This is a genomic window from Streptomyces sp. NPDC090445, assembly GCF_044769385.1.
Lineage (GTDB): Bacteria > Actinomycetota > Actinomycetes > Streptomycetales > Streptomycetaceae > Streptomyces.
The window spans coordinates 43,668-57,697 of sequence record NZ_JBIVXV010000031.1 but is presented as its reverse complement, the minus strand read 5'-3'; the positions used below and the strand labels follow the sequence as shown (position 1 = coordinate 57,697).

Here is a 14,030-nt window from a genome sequence, read left to right as displayed (position 1 = left end):
AGACCCTTGGATGATCGCTGCCGCGCGGCCGCCGGCAGGGGCGTCCGCGTGTCCCGCAGGCGGCCGGGCTCCGGGTCGGCTTCCCAGGGCCGGGGCAGCGGCTGGGGTGCTGTCCGGGAGGGGCGGGGTCCGTAGGTCCCACTCCGGGGAGGCTGGAAAGGGCTCCTCTTTCCTTGTTCCTTGTCGCCTCGGTCTCGCACTCCCCGCCGGTGTCCGGTCGGTGGTGGCCATCAGCCGGGCGGCGAGGGTCCGCTCGGGCCGGACGGTCCGATCCGCGTGAGGCTTGAGAGGATCACTCCATGGTGGACAAGGACGATCAGCTGACCCGGGTCGCGTTCGGTGTGGCGGAGGCGACGGACGAGGCTCGTGACCAAGCCCTGCGGGAACTCGAAGCCGACAGCGCTCTGCACGCGAAGTGGATCTCGGGGTTGGCCACGAATCGGTCGGCTCCGGAGGACGTCCTGCGCCGCGTGTTTACGCTGGATCCCTTGCCCGACGGCGTCCTGCACTGGCTCCGTCACTGTTACCTTGCGCCCGTCGCGGTGAAAGCCGCCGTCACCCACCCAGACCCCCTGCTCCGCAAAAGCGTCACGGAGAACAGCTTCCTGCCGCCGGACGCCCTCGCCCTGCTCACCGAAGACCCGGACCCCGGAGTGCGGTGGAGGGCCGTGATGATGGCGAGCGAGCGCAACGTCACCCTTCCGACGGAGCTTGCGGTACGGCTCGCCACTGGGCCCGACGCCCGGGTGAGGTACGCCGCCATCGGGCTGCCCGGTCTGCCGGACGAGACACGGCTCTCGCTGGCAGAGGATCCAGATCCTCGCGTCCGGGCGGGCGCCCTTGATTCCTGGAGCTGGCCCAGGCTGCGGCCCGAGGTCCGGGCCGCAGCCGAGGCGGACCCCGAGCCCCGGGTACGCAAGGCCGCCGAGCGCGCCGCACGCATCGACGCTCCCCTGCCGACGACGGTAGCGGACTTCCTCGCAGAGCCGGACGCACGCCGCCGCCGCGACGCCGCCTACGAGGCACCCGTCGACGCGGCGCTGGCCGCCCATCTCGCCACTCACGAAGACAGTTCGCTGCGTCGCGGAGCCGTCAGCAATGCCCACGTGCCCGCCGCGCTCGCCCTCACTCTGACCGCCGACCCCGACCCCTCCGTGCGGTTCGCCCTGTCCCTGCGCGCGGACATCACCGAGAAACAACGGGCCTCGATCGGCTACACCGTGCCCGAGGGCCGCTACGGGGTGCCGGCCTGGGTGGAGGAACGCTTCGGCGACCCGGACGCGCTGCGGGAGATCGCGGCCTCCAGTCACGTCCTGTTGCGCCGGGGCGTCACGTGCGCACCGGAGCTTCCCGCGGATGTGATCGAGAGGTTGGCGGCCGACGAGGACTACTTCGTCAGGCTGATGCTCTGCGAGAACGACCACGCCCCACACGAACTGCTGGTGGAGATGTACGCTGACTGGAAGGGGTTGAGCTGGGGGATGCTCGCCCGGCGCCGGAACTTCGCCCGGCCCGGCCTGGCCCGCTTGTCGAGCGACCCGAACCACCGGCTGCGACTCGCGGCCCTCGCCGACCCGCAGGCCACACCGGAGCTCGTCGAACGACTCTCTTACGACCCCCACGAGATCGTCCGCGGCCAGGCGGCGGCCGATCCGCGCCTTCCCCTCGCGCGGCTCGTCGGACTCCTCGGCAGCAACCACATGCCGTACACGGCAGCCCGCAACTCCGCGCTGCCCACCCCACTCATGCACGGGCTGCTCGACATCGCAGGGGTCAAGCGCTGACGAGAGCCGACGGCAGGGCCTGGCGAGCCGTGTGCACGAAAACGCGTCGGCCGCGAGCCGGGCAGCGGACCGCGCATCGCGTGAAGAGGGCTTCGAGGTCTTCTCCCGGATAGGGCACGATTCCATGCGTGTGTGAAGACAGGAGTCCTCGCGGGCAGGGACGGGACGCGCTGACGGATTCCGAGGACGGCCGCGTCCGGGGCGTGTGTGCCCAGGTGGACGGACTCTTCAGGGAACCCGGGCGCGGGACGTACGAACTGTTCGGTTGGGTGCCGGACGGAGCCTAGGTACGGATCCCGGGGTCGGGGGCGGGTTCCGCCGGGGTCAGGAGGAACGTGTGGCCGGCGGGATCGCTGAGGAGGCGGGCTGAGCGGGCACCGCCCTCGGTGCGGCTGCCGGTGGTGCCGGTCCGGGTACGGATGCCGGTACTGCTGCTGGTGGCGAGGGGGCGGGCGCCCAGCGACACCGCCTCCCGCTCGGCCTCGTCAAGGTCGGCGGCGGCCACCTCGATCCGCAGGTGCGCCTGCTGGGAGTCCTCCGGGCGGGGCCAACTCGGCGGCGCGAAACCGGCATCACGGCGGCATGCGATCCTGACGCCGGCCGCGCCCACCACTTCCACACCGTCCGAGGAAGGGTCGGGCCGGACGTCTCCGCCCAGCAGGTCGGCGTAGAACTGCGCCAGGGCCTTGGGGTCGGCGCAGTCGAGGGCGATTACGGGGGTCTTCTGCACGGTCATGCCGCGCGTCTACCCCGCGTGTCCGCTCGCACACGGAAAGGTTTGACCGCTGCGTTGCGTAGCCGTGCGACCTGCACGCCCGGTGACCGGCGCCTCACGCCTGCGTCCATGCGCGGAGGAGCGCCACGCGCTCCGCCGGACGCGGTGTTCCGCCGCCGTGGTGCCGCCTCGAGTTCGTGAGGGTCAGGGGGGCGGCCGTGCCCTCGTGGAAGCAGGCCATCAGGAGATGACGCAGGTTCCTGGCCCACTCGACGTCGGGCGTCGCGACCGTGCTTCCGGGAACGGAGTGAGCGGTGACCAGGTTCCAGCCCGGAGAGGTGTAGCCCTGCGGCGTTCTCGACCGAAGCCGATGTGAGCCCTGCTCGCCCCGGATCTCGACGCTCTCGACGAGGGCTTCGGCACCCGCGCCGTGACGGTCGGCGCTGCCGCGTTCACCGCCCTCGGCGCCCTGTTGATCGCCCAGACCGTGCACGTCGGCCGGCGCCGCACCGAGGCCGCCGCCACCGACACCGGGACCACCACTGCCGCGCCGGTCTCCTGAGCCGTGCCCACCGAACGAGAGCAGCAGCTCATGCCCAGCAGCCCCACGCCTCCCGCCAGACCATCAAGAACAGGAGCAGGAAGACGGCCGCGCCGACCGCCGAGGGGGCGGCGGCCCAGTACAGGCGGCAGACGGCGGCGAGCGTCCAGGACGGGCGGAGCACGGCCCGGTCGACGGACCGGTCGGCGTACCTGCCGCCGAGGGTGTTGCCGGCGATGGAGCCCACGCCGTAGGCGGGTGAGCAGCGGCACCATGTACGTGATCAGGGTGAACATGCAGGCCGAGCACAGGACGGTGCCGACCACCTGCCACTCCTTGCACACCCGCAGCTCGTGCGCGGCCGAGGAGCCGGCCGTCGTCCGGGATGACCAGCAGGATCAGGGCCGCGGCGACCAGGGCGAGGACGGCGACGCTGCCGAAGGTGGCGCGCCAGTGGAGCTGTTGGGCGACGAGGGTGCCGAGGGGGACGCCGAGCACGGTGGCCAGGTTGATCCCGAGTTGCGTTGCGGCGACCGCGGAGCCCTCCTTGCCCTCGGCGGCCATGCTGCCCGCGGTGGCCCCCGCGCGTCGGCCTGGTTCGCTTCAGGCCTCTTCCCCGCTGGTGCTCGCGCTTGCATCCACGATCGCCACCGCCTGTCCGCTCACTCGCACGCGCGGGTCCGTGGTGGAGGCCTCGACCCGGAGCAGACTGGGCCGGCCGAGATCCTCACCCTGGCGGATGGTGAAGGCACCGGCGGGCGGGAGGGCGCGGAGGGTGCGCAGGTAGCCGCCCAAGGCGGCGGCCGCGGCGCCGGTGGCCGGATCCTCCACGACACCGCCGATCGGGAAGGGGTCGCGGGCGTGGAAGAGGTCCTGGGCCTCGCGCCAGACCAACTGGAGCGTGGTCCAGCCGTGACGGTGCATCACCTCGGCCAGAGCGTCGAAGTCGTAATCAAGGGCCGCGAGACGCTCGCGGGTGGCCACGGCCAGGACAAGGTGCTCGTTTCCGCCGAAGGCGACGTGCGGCGGCAGTGCCGGGTCGAGGTCCTCCGCGGACCAGTGCAGGGCCGTGAGGGAGGCGCGCACCTCCGCTTCGCTCGCCGGTCGGGAGCGGGTGGGGACGCTGGTGAGCGTCGCCGTCACGGAGCCTCCGGGTACTGCCGAGGTGTCCAGCGCGATCTCACCCACCGGCGTGTCGAAGATGAGTGAGCCGGGGCCGATCCGCTCGGCCAGGGCCACCGCGGTGGCGACGGTCGCATGACCGCAGAAGGCGACCTCCGCAAGCGGGCTGAAGTAGCGCAGCCGGAACCGGCGCGCCGCCTGGTCCGCGGCGGTGACGAACGCGGTCTCCGAGTAACCGACTTCGGCGGCGATCGCGAGCATGGCGGCATCGTCCAGTGCGGCCGCATCGAGCACGACGCCGGCCGGGTTGCCGCCGGCGGGGTCAGTGGTGAAGGCGGTGTAGCGCAGGGTCTCGGGGCGTGTCTTCAGATCCATGCCCCTACCGTGGCACCGCACAGGCATCTGGACAAACGATGGGTCCCGATCTTCCCCATCGCATTCCTCGATGGCAGCGCGCTATCGTCGGCGGCATGGACACCCGACTGCTGCGCACCTTCGCCACCGTCGCCCGGACCGGGAACCTCACCGCCGCCGCGGAGCGCCTGCACCTCGTCCAGTCCACCGTGACCGCCCAGGTGCAGGCGCTGGAGAAGGAGCTCGACCTGCGCCTGTTCGACCGGCTGCCGCGCGGGGTGGTGCTCACCGGCGCCGGACGCGAGGTGCTGGCACAGGCGGAGGCGGTGCTGGAGGCCGAGTCCCGGCTGCGGACGGTCGCTGCCTCGGCCGGTGGCGCGGGCGGTCGGGTGACCGGACGCGTGATCCTCTCGGCCGGCGAGACGCTGGTGTCCGCGCGGCTGCCGGGAGTCATCGCCGCGCTGCGGCGCAGCCACCCCGAGGTCGAGGTGGACCTGCGCACGATGGGGACCGCAGCCGCCGTCGCCGCGCTCCGCACCGGCGAGCTGGACCTGGCCCTGCTGCTGGAGGACGAGGCGGCTTTCCGCGACATCGAGTGCACGCCGCTGGCCCGCGAGCCGCTGGTGCTGGTCTGCGCTCCCGAACACCCCGCCGCCGCCCGCAGCGCCGCCGATTCGCCCACCGACTGGGCGGAGCTGGCCCGCGAGGACTACTTCCTGCACGAGCAGGGCTGCTCATACAGCGACCGCTTCGTCGAGCGGCTGCTCGCCGCCGCAAAGGGCGCGTCGCCCCGGATCACGCGCTTCGGCAGTCTGGAAGCCGCCAGGTCCTGCGTGGCCGCGGGCCTCGGCCTCAGCCTGCTGGCCCGCGCCAATGTCGCGGACGCGCTCGCGGCGGGCCGCCTGACACAGGTGTCCGGCCCGCAGTTCCCCGATGTCACCGTCCAACTGGCCCGCCACCGCCGGCGCTGGCTCTCCCCCGCGGCGGCCGCGCTCACCGCGGAGCTGCCGCACCACTTCCCGCACTGAGCGCAGTTGCGCCGACGGACGGCGGGCTCAGCCGCGCGCCCGGTCGACCGTTCACACATCCCGATCGACAAGGTCGGGACCACTGATCACTTCGGATCTGCTCGTCAGCGGCGTACACGGCAGGCCGGGTCCTGGGCGGGGCGCCGGGCTGTCCGGCTTCGCCGGGGTGTGGCGCCGGATGCAGCTCCTCGGCAAGGTGAAGGGGCGCGGGTGGTGGGCTCATCCCGGCTTCGGGCGACCGGCACTGGTGGTCGCCGTCCCGGAGCCCGGGTGTGGGAGGGCCGGAAAATCGCTGGTGGGACTTCGCCTGCCCCCGGTTATCCTGCCTCGTCCTGTACAGGCCAAGGATGTCCCCCACGCGCAGCGGTTCCCGCTTGGCCCGCACGCGGCTCTCCACACCCAGCCCGGCACTTCACCGACCTGGCGGGCCATGACCGGTCCAGGAGCCTTGCGCACGGCGGCGAGGATACGCAGACAGTCCGGCGGAAGCGTGGCCTCCTGCACATCCGGTGCACGGTGCGGGACCAGCATCACCGCCTGCCCGCCCACCTGCCCGCCCACCTGCCCGGGCACCGGCGCGACCGAGGCGCGGTTCGTCCGCGAGCTGTTCACTCACCCGCTCGCGGACCCGTTCAGCGACGGCGAGCTCGTCACCCTCGGACAGGGCCGTTTGACTGACGGACGCCAAGACCTCCTTTCCGACTCACTCCCCTTGCGGTGGTTCGGTGGCTTCGGCCTGGTGGACGTGCAGTTCGCCGTTCATGACCGTGTAGGCGGTGGCGTGGTCATTGGCGGTGTTGTTCATGGTGTCGGGTGCCTCGGGTTCGGCCGGCGCTTCGGCCGCTCGGTGCACCTCGACCCTGATGTCGTGGCCGGCGACGACGGGCCCGGAGGCGTCACGGCCGATCCGGATCACGTACTGGTCGCCCGAGCCGGGCTCTGACGCCATGGCGGGTTCCTCCCTCACGTGTGCTTCACGGGCTTTCATGGAATGCGTGTCAGGTTCATCGTGGTGTCGCAGGTCAGGCATTCCTGACCCTGGAGCTGCGGATAGGCGCGAGTCCAGAGCGCGCTCGAGCCGTCTCTGCTCACCGAGATCTCAGCCGTGACATGGCCGACCAGCCTGCACTCCTGGTCGTAGAATCGCTCGTCGTACGACCGGTACCTCCCGGACGATCCGATGAATTTCATCGTGTACTCGACGCCGCATTTCGATACCCGAATCCCCAGCGTGTACACGCCGGGGGACTTCTGCTCGAACTCGGCGGTCCCGCCCTTGTCGTTCCTCCAGCGGCCGGCCAGCCCGGTCGGCGTGGGGCTCGGTCTCGCAGGTTCTCGGGTACGCGTCGCGCTGGGCACCGGAATGACCGGAAGCCTCGTGGGACTGGCGCTCCGCGACAGCCCGGCCGCGCCCGACGGGCCGTCGGGCTCGCTCCGTTCGGTGACCGCCATCACCGCGATGACGAAGCCGACGGCGACGGCCACAACCACGAAGAACGTCGTGACCGCGGATGCCCCGGTCGCCGTCGCGGCGACCGCACCGGTCAGCGCGGCTCCGCCCTGGCCGCCCCCCGCGCCGAGGCCCACGCTGCCGAGCTGATCCGCGCCGGGCGGCGCCGACGCCGCCGCGGCAGTCGGCTGTGCGGTGGGCGTCGGCAGCGCCGCCGTGGGGTCGGGGCCCGCGCTCGCTGCGGTACCGGAGCCCGCTCCGGGGTCGCCAGACAGGGGGGACACGTCGCCCGGGTGGCCGGGTGCCGTCGGCGTCGAGGTCGAGGCGGAGGTCGATGGGGCGGCGAGCTGGCCGGGGGCGTCCGGTCCGGAGGTCGGCGTCGTAGAGGTGGCTGCCGATGCGGACGCGTCCTGCGGCACGTAGGTGGTGCTTCCGTCGGCGGGGAGGTGCGGTGCGTCCGATGCGGCGGCGGAACCCGATCCGCCGTCCCCCGCCGACAGTGTCGGGTCCGACGGCGACGGCTGCGCAGGCGCGTACTGCTGCGCTCCCTGTGCCGCCTGCACGCCTGCCGTGTCACCGAGCTGTCGCCACAGCAGTGCCGCCTCCCCGAGAAGGACCCCGGCAAGCACCCGGCGTCCTGTCAAGAGCTTCCGAATGCCCTCCTCGTGGGTGAAATAGGCCAGCGCCTGCTGGTCGCCGGACTGCCGGGCGGCGATCCGGCCGCGGTGGAGCACCCGCCCCCACGAGCCGAACCGCAGGGACCGCACCAGACCCGGCGAAGCGGCCCAGGCGACCGATACCGCCAGGTCCGGACGCCCGGCCCGCTCCGCGAGCTCGGCCGCGATCTCCAGGGCGCGGGCATGGTCCGCGATCTGCTCAGGCTGTGTCGTACGGCGCGTCGCCCACCGGGCGAAGTAGTCGCACAGGCGCTCCACCGGAAATCCTGCGGGATGCCGCTCGCGCAGCACCCGCGCGACATCCGCCGTACAGCGGTACCCACGCTCCGTGGCCTCGGCCAGTCCCAGAGCGGCCAACCGGCCACACACACCGGCCGGATCCGGCACGCCCGCCAGCGCGCCGACGTGCACCGGGGCCAGTTCGGCGTCGGACAGCGTGGCCAGCAGACGGAGGCCGCCCAGCGCGTCCGGGTCCAATTGCTCGAGGAGCAGCGGAACGAGATCCGCCAGTGCGCCGGGGGGCGGCAGGACGCCGGCACCCGGACCGTTTCGCCGCGTCAGAGCGGCGGCACGCACAAGGAGCAGAGGGTGACCAGCCGATGCCTTCCAGAGTTCTCCGGCAGGGCCATCACCCGCCGATGTGGGTATGCCCGTCTCACGGCTCAGCAGTTGCACTCCCGCACCGCGGTCCAGCCCTGCCAGCTCCAGGGCCGCGCTCTCGCCCAGCAGCGCCCGTTCCCGGCCCGCGAAGACGAACGAGGCGTCGGGGGCCGCGTCCATGAGGTCCCGGAGCTCCTCGGTGGTCAGTTCGGCGTTGTCGATGTAGACCGTCACCCGGAGGCCCGCCATCAGCCGACGCAGTTCCGGTCCCGAAGGGGCGTACCCAGCGGCTTCGTAGCAGGCTTCGAAGACCTCTTGCGCCAGGTCGCCGGCTTCGCGGTGGGTGGCGCTCAGGAACACCACTCCGTCCGGTCCGGGTTCCAGGGTGAGGGCCGCGTGCCGCAGGAGTGTGCTCTTGCCGATGCCCGGCGGCCCCCACAACTCGACGGGGCCGCCGCCCCGGAGGGCCTCGGCCAGCGTGGCGAGTTCCGATTCCCGGCCGAGCGGGGCCGACCGACGCCGCGGTGGCAGCCCGATGTGCTCCCGGCGCACGGGCCGCGGCCGCTGAGGCTCCATGAGCAGGGTCACGGTCGAGCCGTGGTGTGCATCGACCACGACGTTGTGGTGACCTGCGATCACCGGGCCGGTTGCGTCACGGCCGATGTCGATCCGGTACCCGGCCGCTGCTGCCTCCGAGCCATGTTCCTGGTGCTGGTGCTGGTCCTGTTCCCGGTGCTGGTCCTGTTCCTGGTGCTGTGCGTTGTCGTCCATCTGCCGTTCCATCGCACCCCCGTGTCCTGCGGTGCAGAGCCGTCACGGCCTGCACGACGCCACGCACCCGCGCCTTGGCGGGTTTCTCCGAGGCGTCACCATAGCGACGTGTCCGGAGCGCGATGTCTTACCAGAATGGTTTTCTGCCAAGAGACTTTCCGTTCGCGCGACGATCGGGACGGCGTTCCATAGCCGTCAGGAATCGGTATGGGCGAGGGCGCTCAGCCGGTCCAGGTCCTCCACCGTGATCGATCGGTAACCGGTCGATACGATCCCGGCCTCCCGCAGCCCGCGCAGAGCCTTGTGAACGGTGGGCTCCGCCGTGCCGGCCAGGGTGGCCAGCTCGGGCTGGGTGACCGGCCAGCGGATGACCGCGCGCCGGCCGGACCGCTCCCCGTAGGACTCGGCAATGTGGTGGAGCACCCGGGCCAACCTGGTGGCGGCGTCGCATCCGGTGAGATCCATCCGCCGCGCGTTGGCGACGCGCAGCTTGGACACGACGGAAGTGTTCACCGCGAGCGCGATGACGGGATCGCGCCGCAGGCAGTCGAGGAACTGCGCCCGGGACACCGTGCGGGCGTTGACGGCTCCGCAGGCGGTGACGGTCGCCGAACGGGGCTGCCCGTCCAGTGCGGCGAGTTCGCCCACCAGGTCCCCGCCCATCCGTACGGCGAGCAGCGCGTCCCGGCCGTCCTGGGCGCGCCCGGTGACCTTCACCACGCCGTCCAACAGGATCCGCACGGAAGTCGTGACGTCCGACTCGCGGATGAGCACGCGGCCTGGCGGGTACCGGACGCGCGTGCCGAGAGCGAGCAGCCGACCACAAGCGTCCGCGGGGAGACCCCCGAGCAGACTCGCCGCGGTCCATCCCCACCCGTCGGGCGGCTGCGGCGCATCGCCGCCGCCGGGCCGCTCCCGCTCCTCGTCCGTCATGAGGTGTTGCTTGCCCACTCTGCCGCTCCCGTCACCGTCGTTCGGAGTGAATACCGTACGGATACGGGAAGTTGGCGACGTGCGCGGCTCATAATGGTCACGGCTGGACGAGCCGGTGCCGTGACTGCGGCATCCGCATCCTCGAGGAGGCCCCCCGTGGAAGAAGTACTCGTGTACCGGGCTCTGCTCGCCGTCGACATCGAGCGTTCGGCCGGGCGGGGCAATGTCGCGCTGTGGCAGATTCGCGACGCACTGCGCACGGCGCTCAGCGAGTCCTTCGAGGAGAGCGGGATCGACTGGGCAGCGTGCTCGGTGAGCGACCTGGGGGACGGTCTGCGGGTGGTCGCACCGGCCGGGGTCCGCAAGGCCCGCCTGATCCATCCCCTCGTCCACGAACTCGCCATCCGCCTCCGTGCCCACAACCGGACCGCCGGGCCGCTGACGCAGGTCCGGGTCCGTGTGGCGCTGCACGCGGGCGAAGTCCGTGCTGCCACTGACGGCGAGGTCACCGGCCGCCCGCTGGAGGTGCTCGCCCGGCTGCTCGACGCGGCTGCGGTGCGCGGCGCGCTGGCGGTGGCCCCGCCCGAGGTGACGACCGCGCTCATCGTGTCCCAGCACGTCTACGAGGAGACCGTTCGGCACGGCTATCCCGGGATCGATCCGGAGTTGTTCCATCGGATTGCGGTCGCCGAGAAGGAGTACACGACGGACGCCTGGCTCCACCTCGCCGGGCCGGCCTCCGGCCCCCGGCAGCACGGAGCCGATGCGGAGACCGGGGGATCGCCGCAGGACCTGCCGCCCGCGCACCGCACCGCACGAATGGTGAACACCGCGTCGGGCAACGGCGTCGTCTACGCGACCCAGCACGGAACCCAGAACATCCATGTGCACGGACGAACCTGAAGGAGCCCCATGGACGCCGAACTGTCCACCTTGGCGGATGCCGGAGCCCAGGCGATCGTGGCAGCGATGACCGCGGACCTGTGGCAGAGCGCGCGTGGCTCCGTCCTCGCGCTCTTCCAGCGGGCCGACCGAGGCCGCCGGGCGGCCCTCGAGGCGCGGCTCGACGAGGACGCCGCCGACCTCGGCGGGACCGCTTCCCCCGACGACTGCCGGCGTGAACGCGTACGCGCGTGGGCACGGGAACTCCTGGAGGAACTCGGCCAGGACCCGTCCGGCCGGGCAGCCCTGGCACAGCTGATCAGGGAGCTCACGGACACGCGCCTGGGACCGCCGCCCGGGGAACGGCGTGCGTCCGATGTCACCCAGAACAACACGGCGCACGGCTCCGGGACGATCTACGCCGTCCAGCACGGCGATCTACACACCAGCCAGATGAGTGAGTCTGATGTTCTCAGTGGTCGTAGGCGATCAGAGAGCGTTTGATCTCGGCGCCGGTGGTCCAGTTGTGCCAGATGCCGGCGGCCAGGGCGAGGAGTCGTTGTCCAATGCGGGCGAAGACCCCGGCCGGGGTTCTGCCGCCGTGCTGTTCGAGGCTGAGCCGGCCTTTGAGGGTGTCGATGACGGCCTCGATCCACTGGCGGACCCGGGCGATCTTGCCGTGCCGGACCGGTTCGTCCTTGCGGTCGGGCCGCACCCGGTGGGCCCCCAGCCGCTCCGTGCAGAAGGCCTCGAACTCCTCCCCGGCGAAGCCCTGTCGGCCAGGATCACCTGCCCGGCGCGGACGAGGTGGTGGTCGCGTTCCAGCAGTGCGGCCATCACCTCCCGCTCGCCGATCTTGGGGTGGGCCGGGCACCAGGTGACGGAGATGCCTTCGGCCGTGGTGACCAGGTAGAGCCGGAAGCCCCTGAAGAAGCGGGAGCGGCAGTAGCCGTAGCCGCAGTGTCCGGCGAGGTCGGAGCGTTTGACGGTCTCGCGGGAGGCGGCGCAGGGCAGCGGGGTGTAGTCGATCAGCCGTAGGTCGTCGTTCCAGGTCGGGACCTGCCGGGCCAGGGCCTCGATCACGTAGCTGATCAGGGGGCCTGCGGCGTTCAGGCGCACGAGCCAACGGGCGCCCTTCGTTATGGTCGTGACCAGCACAAACATCGGACTCACTCATCCAAGGGCTGCCCCTAAATGATCTTCTCGTCGCCTCGGGCACAGAGGACCGTCGTGCGGCCCGCTTGCCTATCCGGCGAGGGCGAGGTTGTGCATCCGGGCGATGCCGAGCATGGCGTGGTGGACGCCGTCACCTTTGAGACGGCAGGCGCGGAGGATCTTCCAGGTCTTCATACGGGCAAAGACGTGCTCGACGCGGGCGCAGACCCGCTTGTGGGACCGGTTGTGTTCCTCTTTCCAGTCCGGGAGTTCCGTCTGGCCCTTCGCCCTTCGGTTGGGGTGTGACCGGTCCGGTGCCTTGGCAGCCGCCGTCGGCGATCGTGTTGGTGTTGCCGACAGCGGCCTTGTCCATGATCACCATGAACTGTGCTGTCGCCGGCACGCCCGGCGACCACCAGCGCCGGGGATTGCCCGTTGACGTTGACACCACGGGGCATCTGGCTCCGCTGAGGCAGAAGCGTTATACCTCCGAGGGGTATTTCGGTAGTAGATTTCCCGGCCGGATGCCCATCGCCGACGGGGTCCGGCGGTTGAGAGTCAGCCGAGTGCGCCGAGGAGGTCGTCGCACGCCTGCCGGCAGGAGCGGCAGGCTTCCGCGCAGATGCGGCAGTGCTCGTGCATGTCGGCGTGGCGGGAGCACTCATCCGCGCAGGCTTTGCAGGCGGCGGCGCAGGTGGTGAGGATCGCGGCCGTGATGTTGGCGTCGTAGCCGGTGTGGCGGGAGAGGACCGCGGCGGTGGCGGTGCAGATGTCGGCGCAGTCCATGTCGGTGCGGATGCACTTGGCGAGGTCGCCGACCATGCCTTCGGAGAGGCAGGCGTCCGCGCACGCGGTACACGCCTGGGCGCAGGCGATGCACTCCTCGATGCAGCGGGTCAGCTTGGCCCGGTCGATGTCGCCGAGGTCGGCGGGGTAGGTGGCGAGCATGTCCTTGACGGTGCTGGACATCACGGCAGCCTCCCTTCGCGCCGCGCGGGCCGGCGTGGCCGGGGCGGTCGCGCCTGGGGCAGCCCGGCATGTGCGGCTCACCACCAGCGTGGCGCGCAAAGACGTCCGGGGCACCCCGGGAGAACGGGGTGCCCCGGACGGCGGGCGCTGCGTGTGGCGGGGTCAGTGGCAGGCGTGGACGACCGCGTGGCCCTTGCCGCGGCCGATCATCCACTTGTTGACCGGCGTGGTGATCAGGAAGGCGACCGCGAACCCGCCCAGCAGGGCGCCCCAGAACAGCCGTCGGACAGGTGTGCGTCCATCGCCCCGGGGGTGAGGGCGATGACGCCGTTGTCGACCAGCTCCATCACCGCGATCGAGACGGTGTCGGCGGCCAGGGCCACTTTGACCGCGCTCTTGAAGTCCAGGCCGGCCCGCAGGACGGCGAAGAGGTGAAGGAGTAGCCGAAGAGGAAGGCCAGCGCGATCGCCAGGACCATCGTCTCGACGTTGCCCCACAGCGGCGCGGTGCCGATGACCATGCCGAGGATCTCGCCGATGGCGCACCCGGTCAGGCAGTGCAGCGTGGCCTTCGCCGCCATCCCCCACGCGGCGCCTTGGTCATGGGCATGCCCGTGATCGGCGTGGGCGACCTGGTCGTGGGCGTGACCGGCACCGTGGTTGTCGTGGCCGATGTGAGCGGCGTGCTCGTGAGCGGAGCCGGTGTGGTGCGCACTACTCGGTGGAGTGGAGCCGGGCATCGCCGGTGCGCACCACGGCATCGGGTGCGCTCAGTACCCGGCCTCCCTGCCGCGGTGAGGTCCGGGTTCCTGCGGCCGGTGCGCCCGCAGATCGTCCTGGCGCACCGGCTGCGCTCCATCGGCATCGTCCTGTTCGGCATAGCGGTCCGCGCGGGTGCGGGAGGCGTCGGCCGCCTTGGAGAACGCGTCCTGGAAGCGGCGCAGCCGTTCGGCCGTGAGATCGAGGGCTTCCACGTCCGTGCGGGACTCTCTCAAGACCCGCAGCGCCGTCAGGTCGGGCGACATGAGCTGACTGACGCGCAATGGCAGA

Annotated in this window: 14 protein-coding genes and 4 pseudogenes; 5 read left to right on the top strand and 13 right to left on the bottom strand. The window is 71.6% G+C overall.

Annotated features, from left to right (window positions below; genetic code table 11):
* The first annotated feature begins 299 nt into the window (after positions 1-299).
* Positions 300-1,784 carry a hypothetical protein gene (locus tag ACIQUT_RS34560; protein WP_403568898.1) on the top strand — a complete coding sequence of 495 codons (1,485 nt, stop codon included), beginning with the start codon at positions 300-302 and terminating at the stop codon, positions 1,782-1,784.
* Positions 1,785-2,067: 283 nt separating this feature from the next.
* Here ACIQUT_RS34560 and ACIQUT_RS34555 read toward each other — a convergent pair whose 3' ends face one another.
* Positions 2,068-2,520, bottom strand: coding sequence for a VOC family protein (locus ACIQUT_RS34555; protein WP_403568896.1), 453 nt, complete (start codon positions 2,518-2,520; stop codon positions 2,068-2,070).
* 409 nt (positions 2,521-2,929) lie between these two features.
* Between ACIQUT_RS34555 and ACIQUT_RS34550 the strand changes: the two genes are divergently transcribed.
* Positions 2,930-3,061 carry a hypothetical protein gene (locus tag ACIQUT_RS34550; protein ID WP_403568894.1) on the top strand — a complete coding sequence of 44 codons (132 nt, stop codon included), beginning with the start codon at positions 2,930-2,932 and terminating at the stop codon, positions 3,059-3,061.
* Between the two features lie 28 nt (positions 3,062-3,089).
* Here the strand turns inward: ACIQUT_RS34550 and ACIQUT_RS34545 are convergent, their stop codons facing one another.
* The 3 genes and pseudogenes from ACIQUT_RS34545 to ACIQUT_RS34535 form a co-directional block, all read right to left on the bottom strand.
* Positions 3,090-3,287, bottom strand: a complete 198-nt coding sequence (locus tag ACIQUT_RS34545; RefSeq protein WP_403568892.1) for a hypothetical protein — start codon at positions 3,285-3,287, stop codon at positions 3,090-3,092.
* A 104-nt stretch (positions 3,288-3,391) separates the two neighbouring features.
* Positions 3,392-3,607 (bottom strand): annotated as a pseudogene (locus tag ACIQUT_RS34540) (MFS transporter); the annotation flags it as partial.
* Between the two features lie 36 nt (positions 3,608-3,643).
* Positions 3,644-4,537 (bottom strand): PhzF family phenazine biosynthesis isomerase, encoded by an 894-nt coding sequence (locus ACIQUT_RS34535; protein WP_403568890.1) that lies wholly within the window; start codon positions 4,535-4,537, stop codon positions 3,644-3,646.
* A 95-nt stretch (positions 4,538-4,632) separates the two neighbouring features.
* Here ACIQUT_RS34535 and ACIQUT_RS34530 point away from each other — a divergent pair, with 95 nt between their 5' ends.
* A complete protein-coding gene (locus tag ACIQUT_RS34530) occupies positions 4,633-5,544 on the top strand; it encodes a LysR family transcriptional regulator (protein ID WP_403568889.1) in 912 nt (303 codons plus the stop codon).
* A 703-nt stretch (positions 5,545-6,247) separates the two neighbouring features.
* On the opposite strand, the gene ACIQUT_RS34525 is transcribed toward ACIQUT_RS34530, so the two are convergent.
* From ACIQUT_RS34525 to ACIQUT_RS34515, 3 genes are all read right to left on the bottom strand, one after another.
* Positions 6,248-6,493: a hypothetical protein gene (locus ACIQUT_RS34525; RefSeq protein ID WP_403568887.1), complete on the bottom strand. Its 246-nt coding sequence runs from the start codon at positions 6,491-6,493 to the stop codon at positions 6,248-6,250.
* 35 nt (positions 6,494-6,528) lie between these two features.
* Entirely contained in the window at positions 6,529-8,631 is a 2,103-nt protein-coding gene (locus ACIQUT_RS34520) for an ATP-binding protein (protein ID WP_403568885.1), read from the bottom strand.
* 606 nt (positions 8,632-9,237) lie between these two features.
* Positions 9,238-9,975 (bottom strand): Crp/Fnr family transcriptional regulator, encoded by a 738-nt coding sequence (locus ACIQUT_RS34515; protein WP_403568883.1) that lies wholly within the window; start codon positions 9,973-9,975, stop codon positions 9,238-9,240.
* A 156-nt stretch (positions 9,976-10,131) separates the two neighbouring features.
* On the opposite strand from ACIQUT_RS34515, the gene ACIQUT_RS34510 reads away from it, so the two are divergent.
* Positions 10,132-10,878 carry a hypothetical protein gene (locus ACIQUT_RS34510; RefSeq protein WP_403568881.1) on the top strand — a complete coding sequence of 249 codons (747 nt, stop codon included), beginning with the start codon at positions 10,132-10,134 and terminating at the stop codon, positions 10,876-10,878.
* A 9-nt stretch (positions 10,879-10,887) separates the two neighbouring features.
* On the top strand, positions 10,888-11,361 hold the full coding sequence (locus tag ACIQUT_RS34505; protein ID WP_403568879.1) for a hypothetical protein: 474 nt from the start codon (positions 10,888-10,890) through the stop codon (positions 11,359-11,361).
* Here ACIQUT_RS34505 and ACIQUT_RS34500 read toward each other — a convergent pair.
* From ACIQUT_RS34500 to ACIQUT_RS34475, 6 genes and pseudogenes are all read right to left on the bottom strand, one after another.
* A pseudogene (locus tag ACIQUT_RS34500) lies at positions 11,330-11,973 on the bottom strand (transposase); the annotation flags it as partial. The gene ACIQUT_RS34505 and the pseudogene ACIQUT_RS34500 overlap by 32 nt on opposite strands.
* Before the next feature lie 129 nt (positions 11,974-12,102).
* Positions 12,103-12,379, bottom strand: a pseudogene (locus ACIQUT_RS34495) (transposase family protein); the annotation flags it as partial.
* Positions 12,380-12,570: 191 nt separating this feature from the next.
* Positions 12,571-12,981, bottom strand: coding sequence for a four-helix bundle copper-binding protein (locus ACIQUT_RS34490; protein WP_403568878.1), 411 nt, complete (start codon positions 12,979-12,981; stop codon positions 12,571-12,573).
* A 162-nt stretch (positions 12,982-13,143) separates the two neighbouring features.
* A complete protein-coding gene (locus ACIQUT_RS34485; protein WP_403568931.1) occupies positions 13,144-13,242 on the bottom strand; it encodes a hypothetical protein in 99 nt (32 codons plus the stop codon).
* Positions 13,215-13,561, bottom strand: a pseudogene (locus ACIQUT_RS34480) (DUF4396 domain-containing protein). Before ACIQUT_RS34480 ends, ACIQUT_RS34485 begins: the two are co-directional and overlap by 28 nt.
* A gap of 189 nt (positions 13,562-13,750) precedes the next feature.
* Positions 13,751-14,023, bottom strand: coding sequence for a hypothetical protein (locus tag ACIQUT_RS34475; RefSeq protein ID WP_403568876.1), 273 nt, complete (start codon positions 14,021-14,023; stop codon positions 13,751-13,753).
* Positions 14,024-14,030 lie beyond the last annotated feature (7 nt).

Excerpts from the sequence above, each read along its gene's own strand:
- ACIQUT_RS34560 (WP_403568898.1), top strand. The coding sequence starts at position 300 with ATGGTGGACAAGGACGATCAGCTGACCCGGGTCGCGTTCGGTGTGGCG.
- ACIQUT_RS34555 (WP_403568896.1), bottom strand. The coding sequence starts at position 2,520 with ATGACCGTGCAGAAGACCCCCGTAATCGCCCTCGACTGCGCCGACCCC.
- ACIQUT_RS34535 (WP_403568890.1), bottom strand. The coding sequence starts at position 4,537 with ATGGATCTGAAGACACGCCCCGAGACCCTGCGCTACACCGCCTTCACC.
- ACIQUT_RS34530 (WP_403568889.1), top strand. The coding sequence starts at position 4,633 with ATGGACACCCGACTGCTGCGCACCTTCGCCACCGTCGCCCGGACCGGG.
- ACIQUT_RS34525 (WP_403568887.1), bottom strand. The coding sequence starts at position 6,493 with ATGGCGTCAGAGCCCGGCTCGGGCGACCAGTACGTGATCCGGATCGGC.
- ACIQUT_RS34515 (WP_403568883.1), bottom strand. The coding sequence starts at position 9,975 with ATGACGGACGAGGAGCGGGAGCGGCCCGGCGGCGGCGATGCGCCGCAG.
- ACIQUT_RS34505 (WP_403568879.1), top strand. The coding sequence starts at position 10,888 with ATGGACGCCGAACTGTCCACCTTGGCGGATGCCGGAGCCCAGGCGATC.
- ACIQUT_RS34490 (WP_403568878.1), bottom strand. The coding sequence starts at position 12,981 with ATGTCCAGCACCGTCAAGGACATGCTCGCCACCTACCCCGCCGACCTC.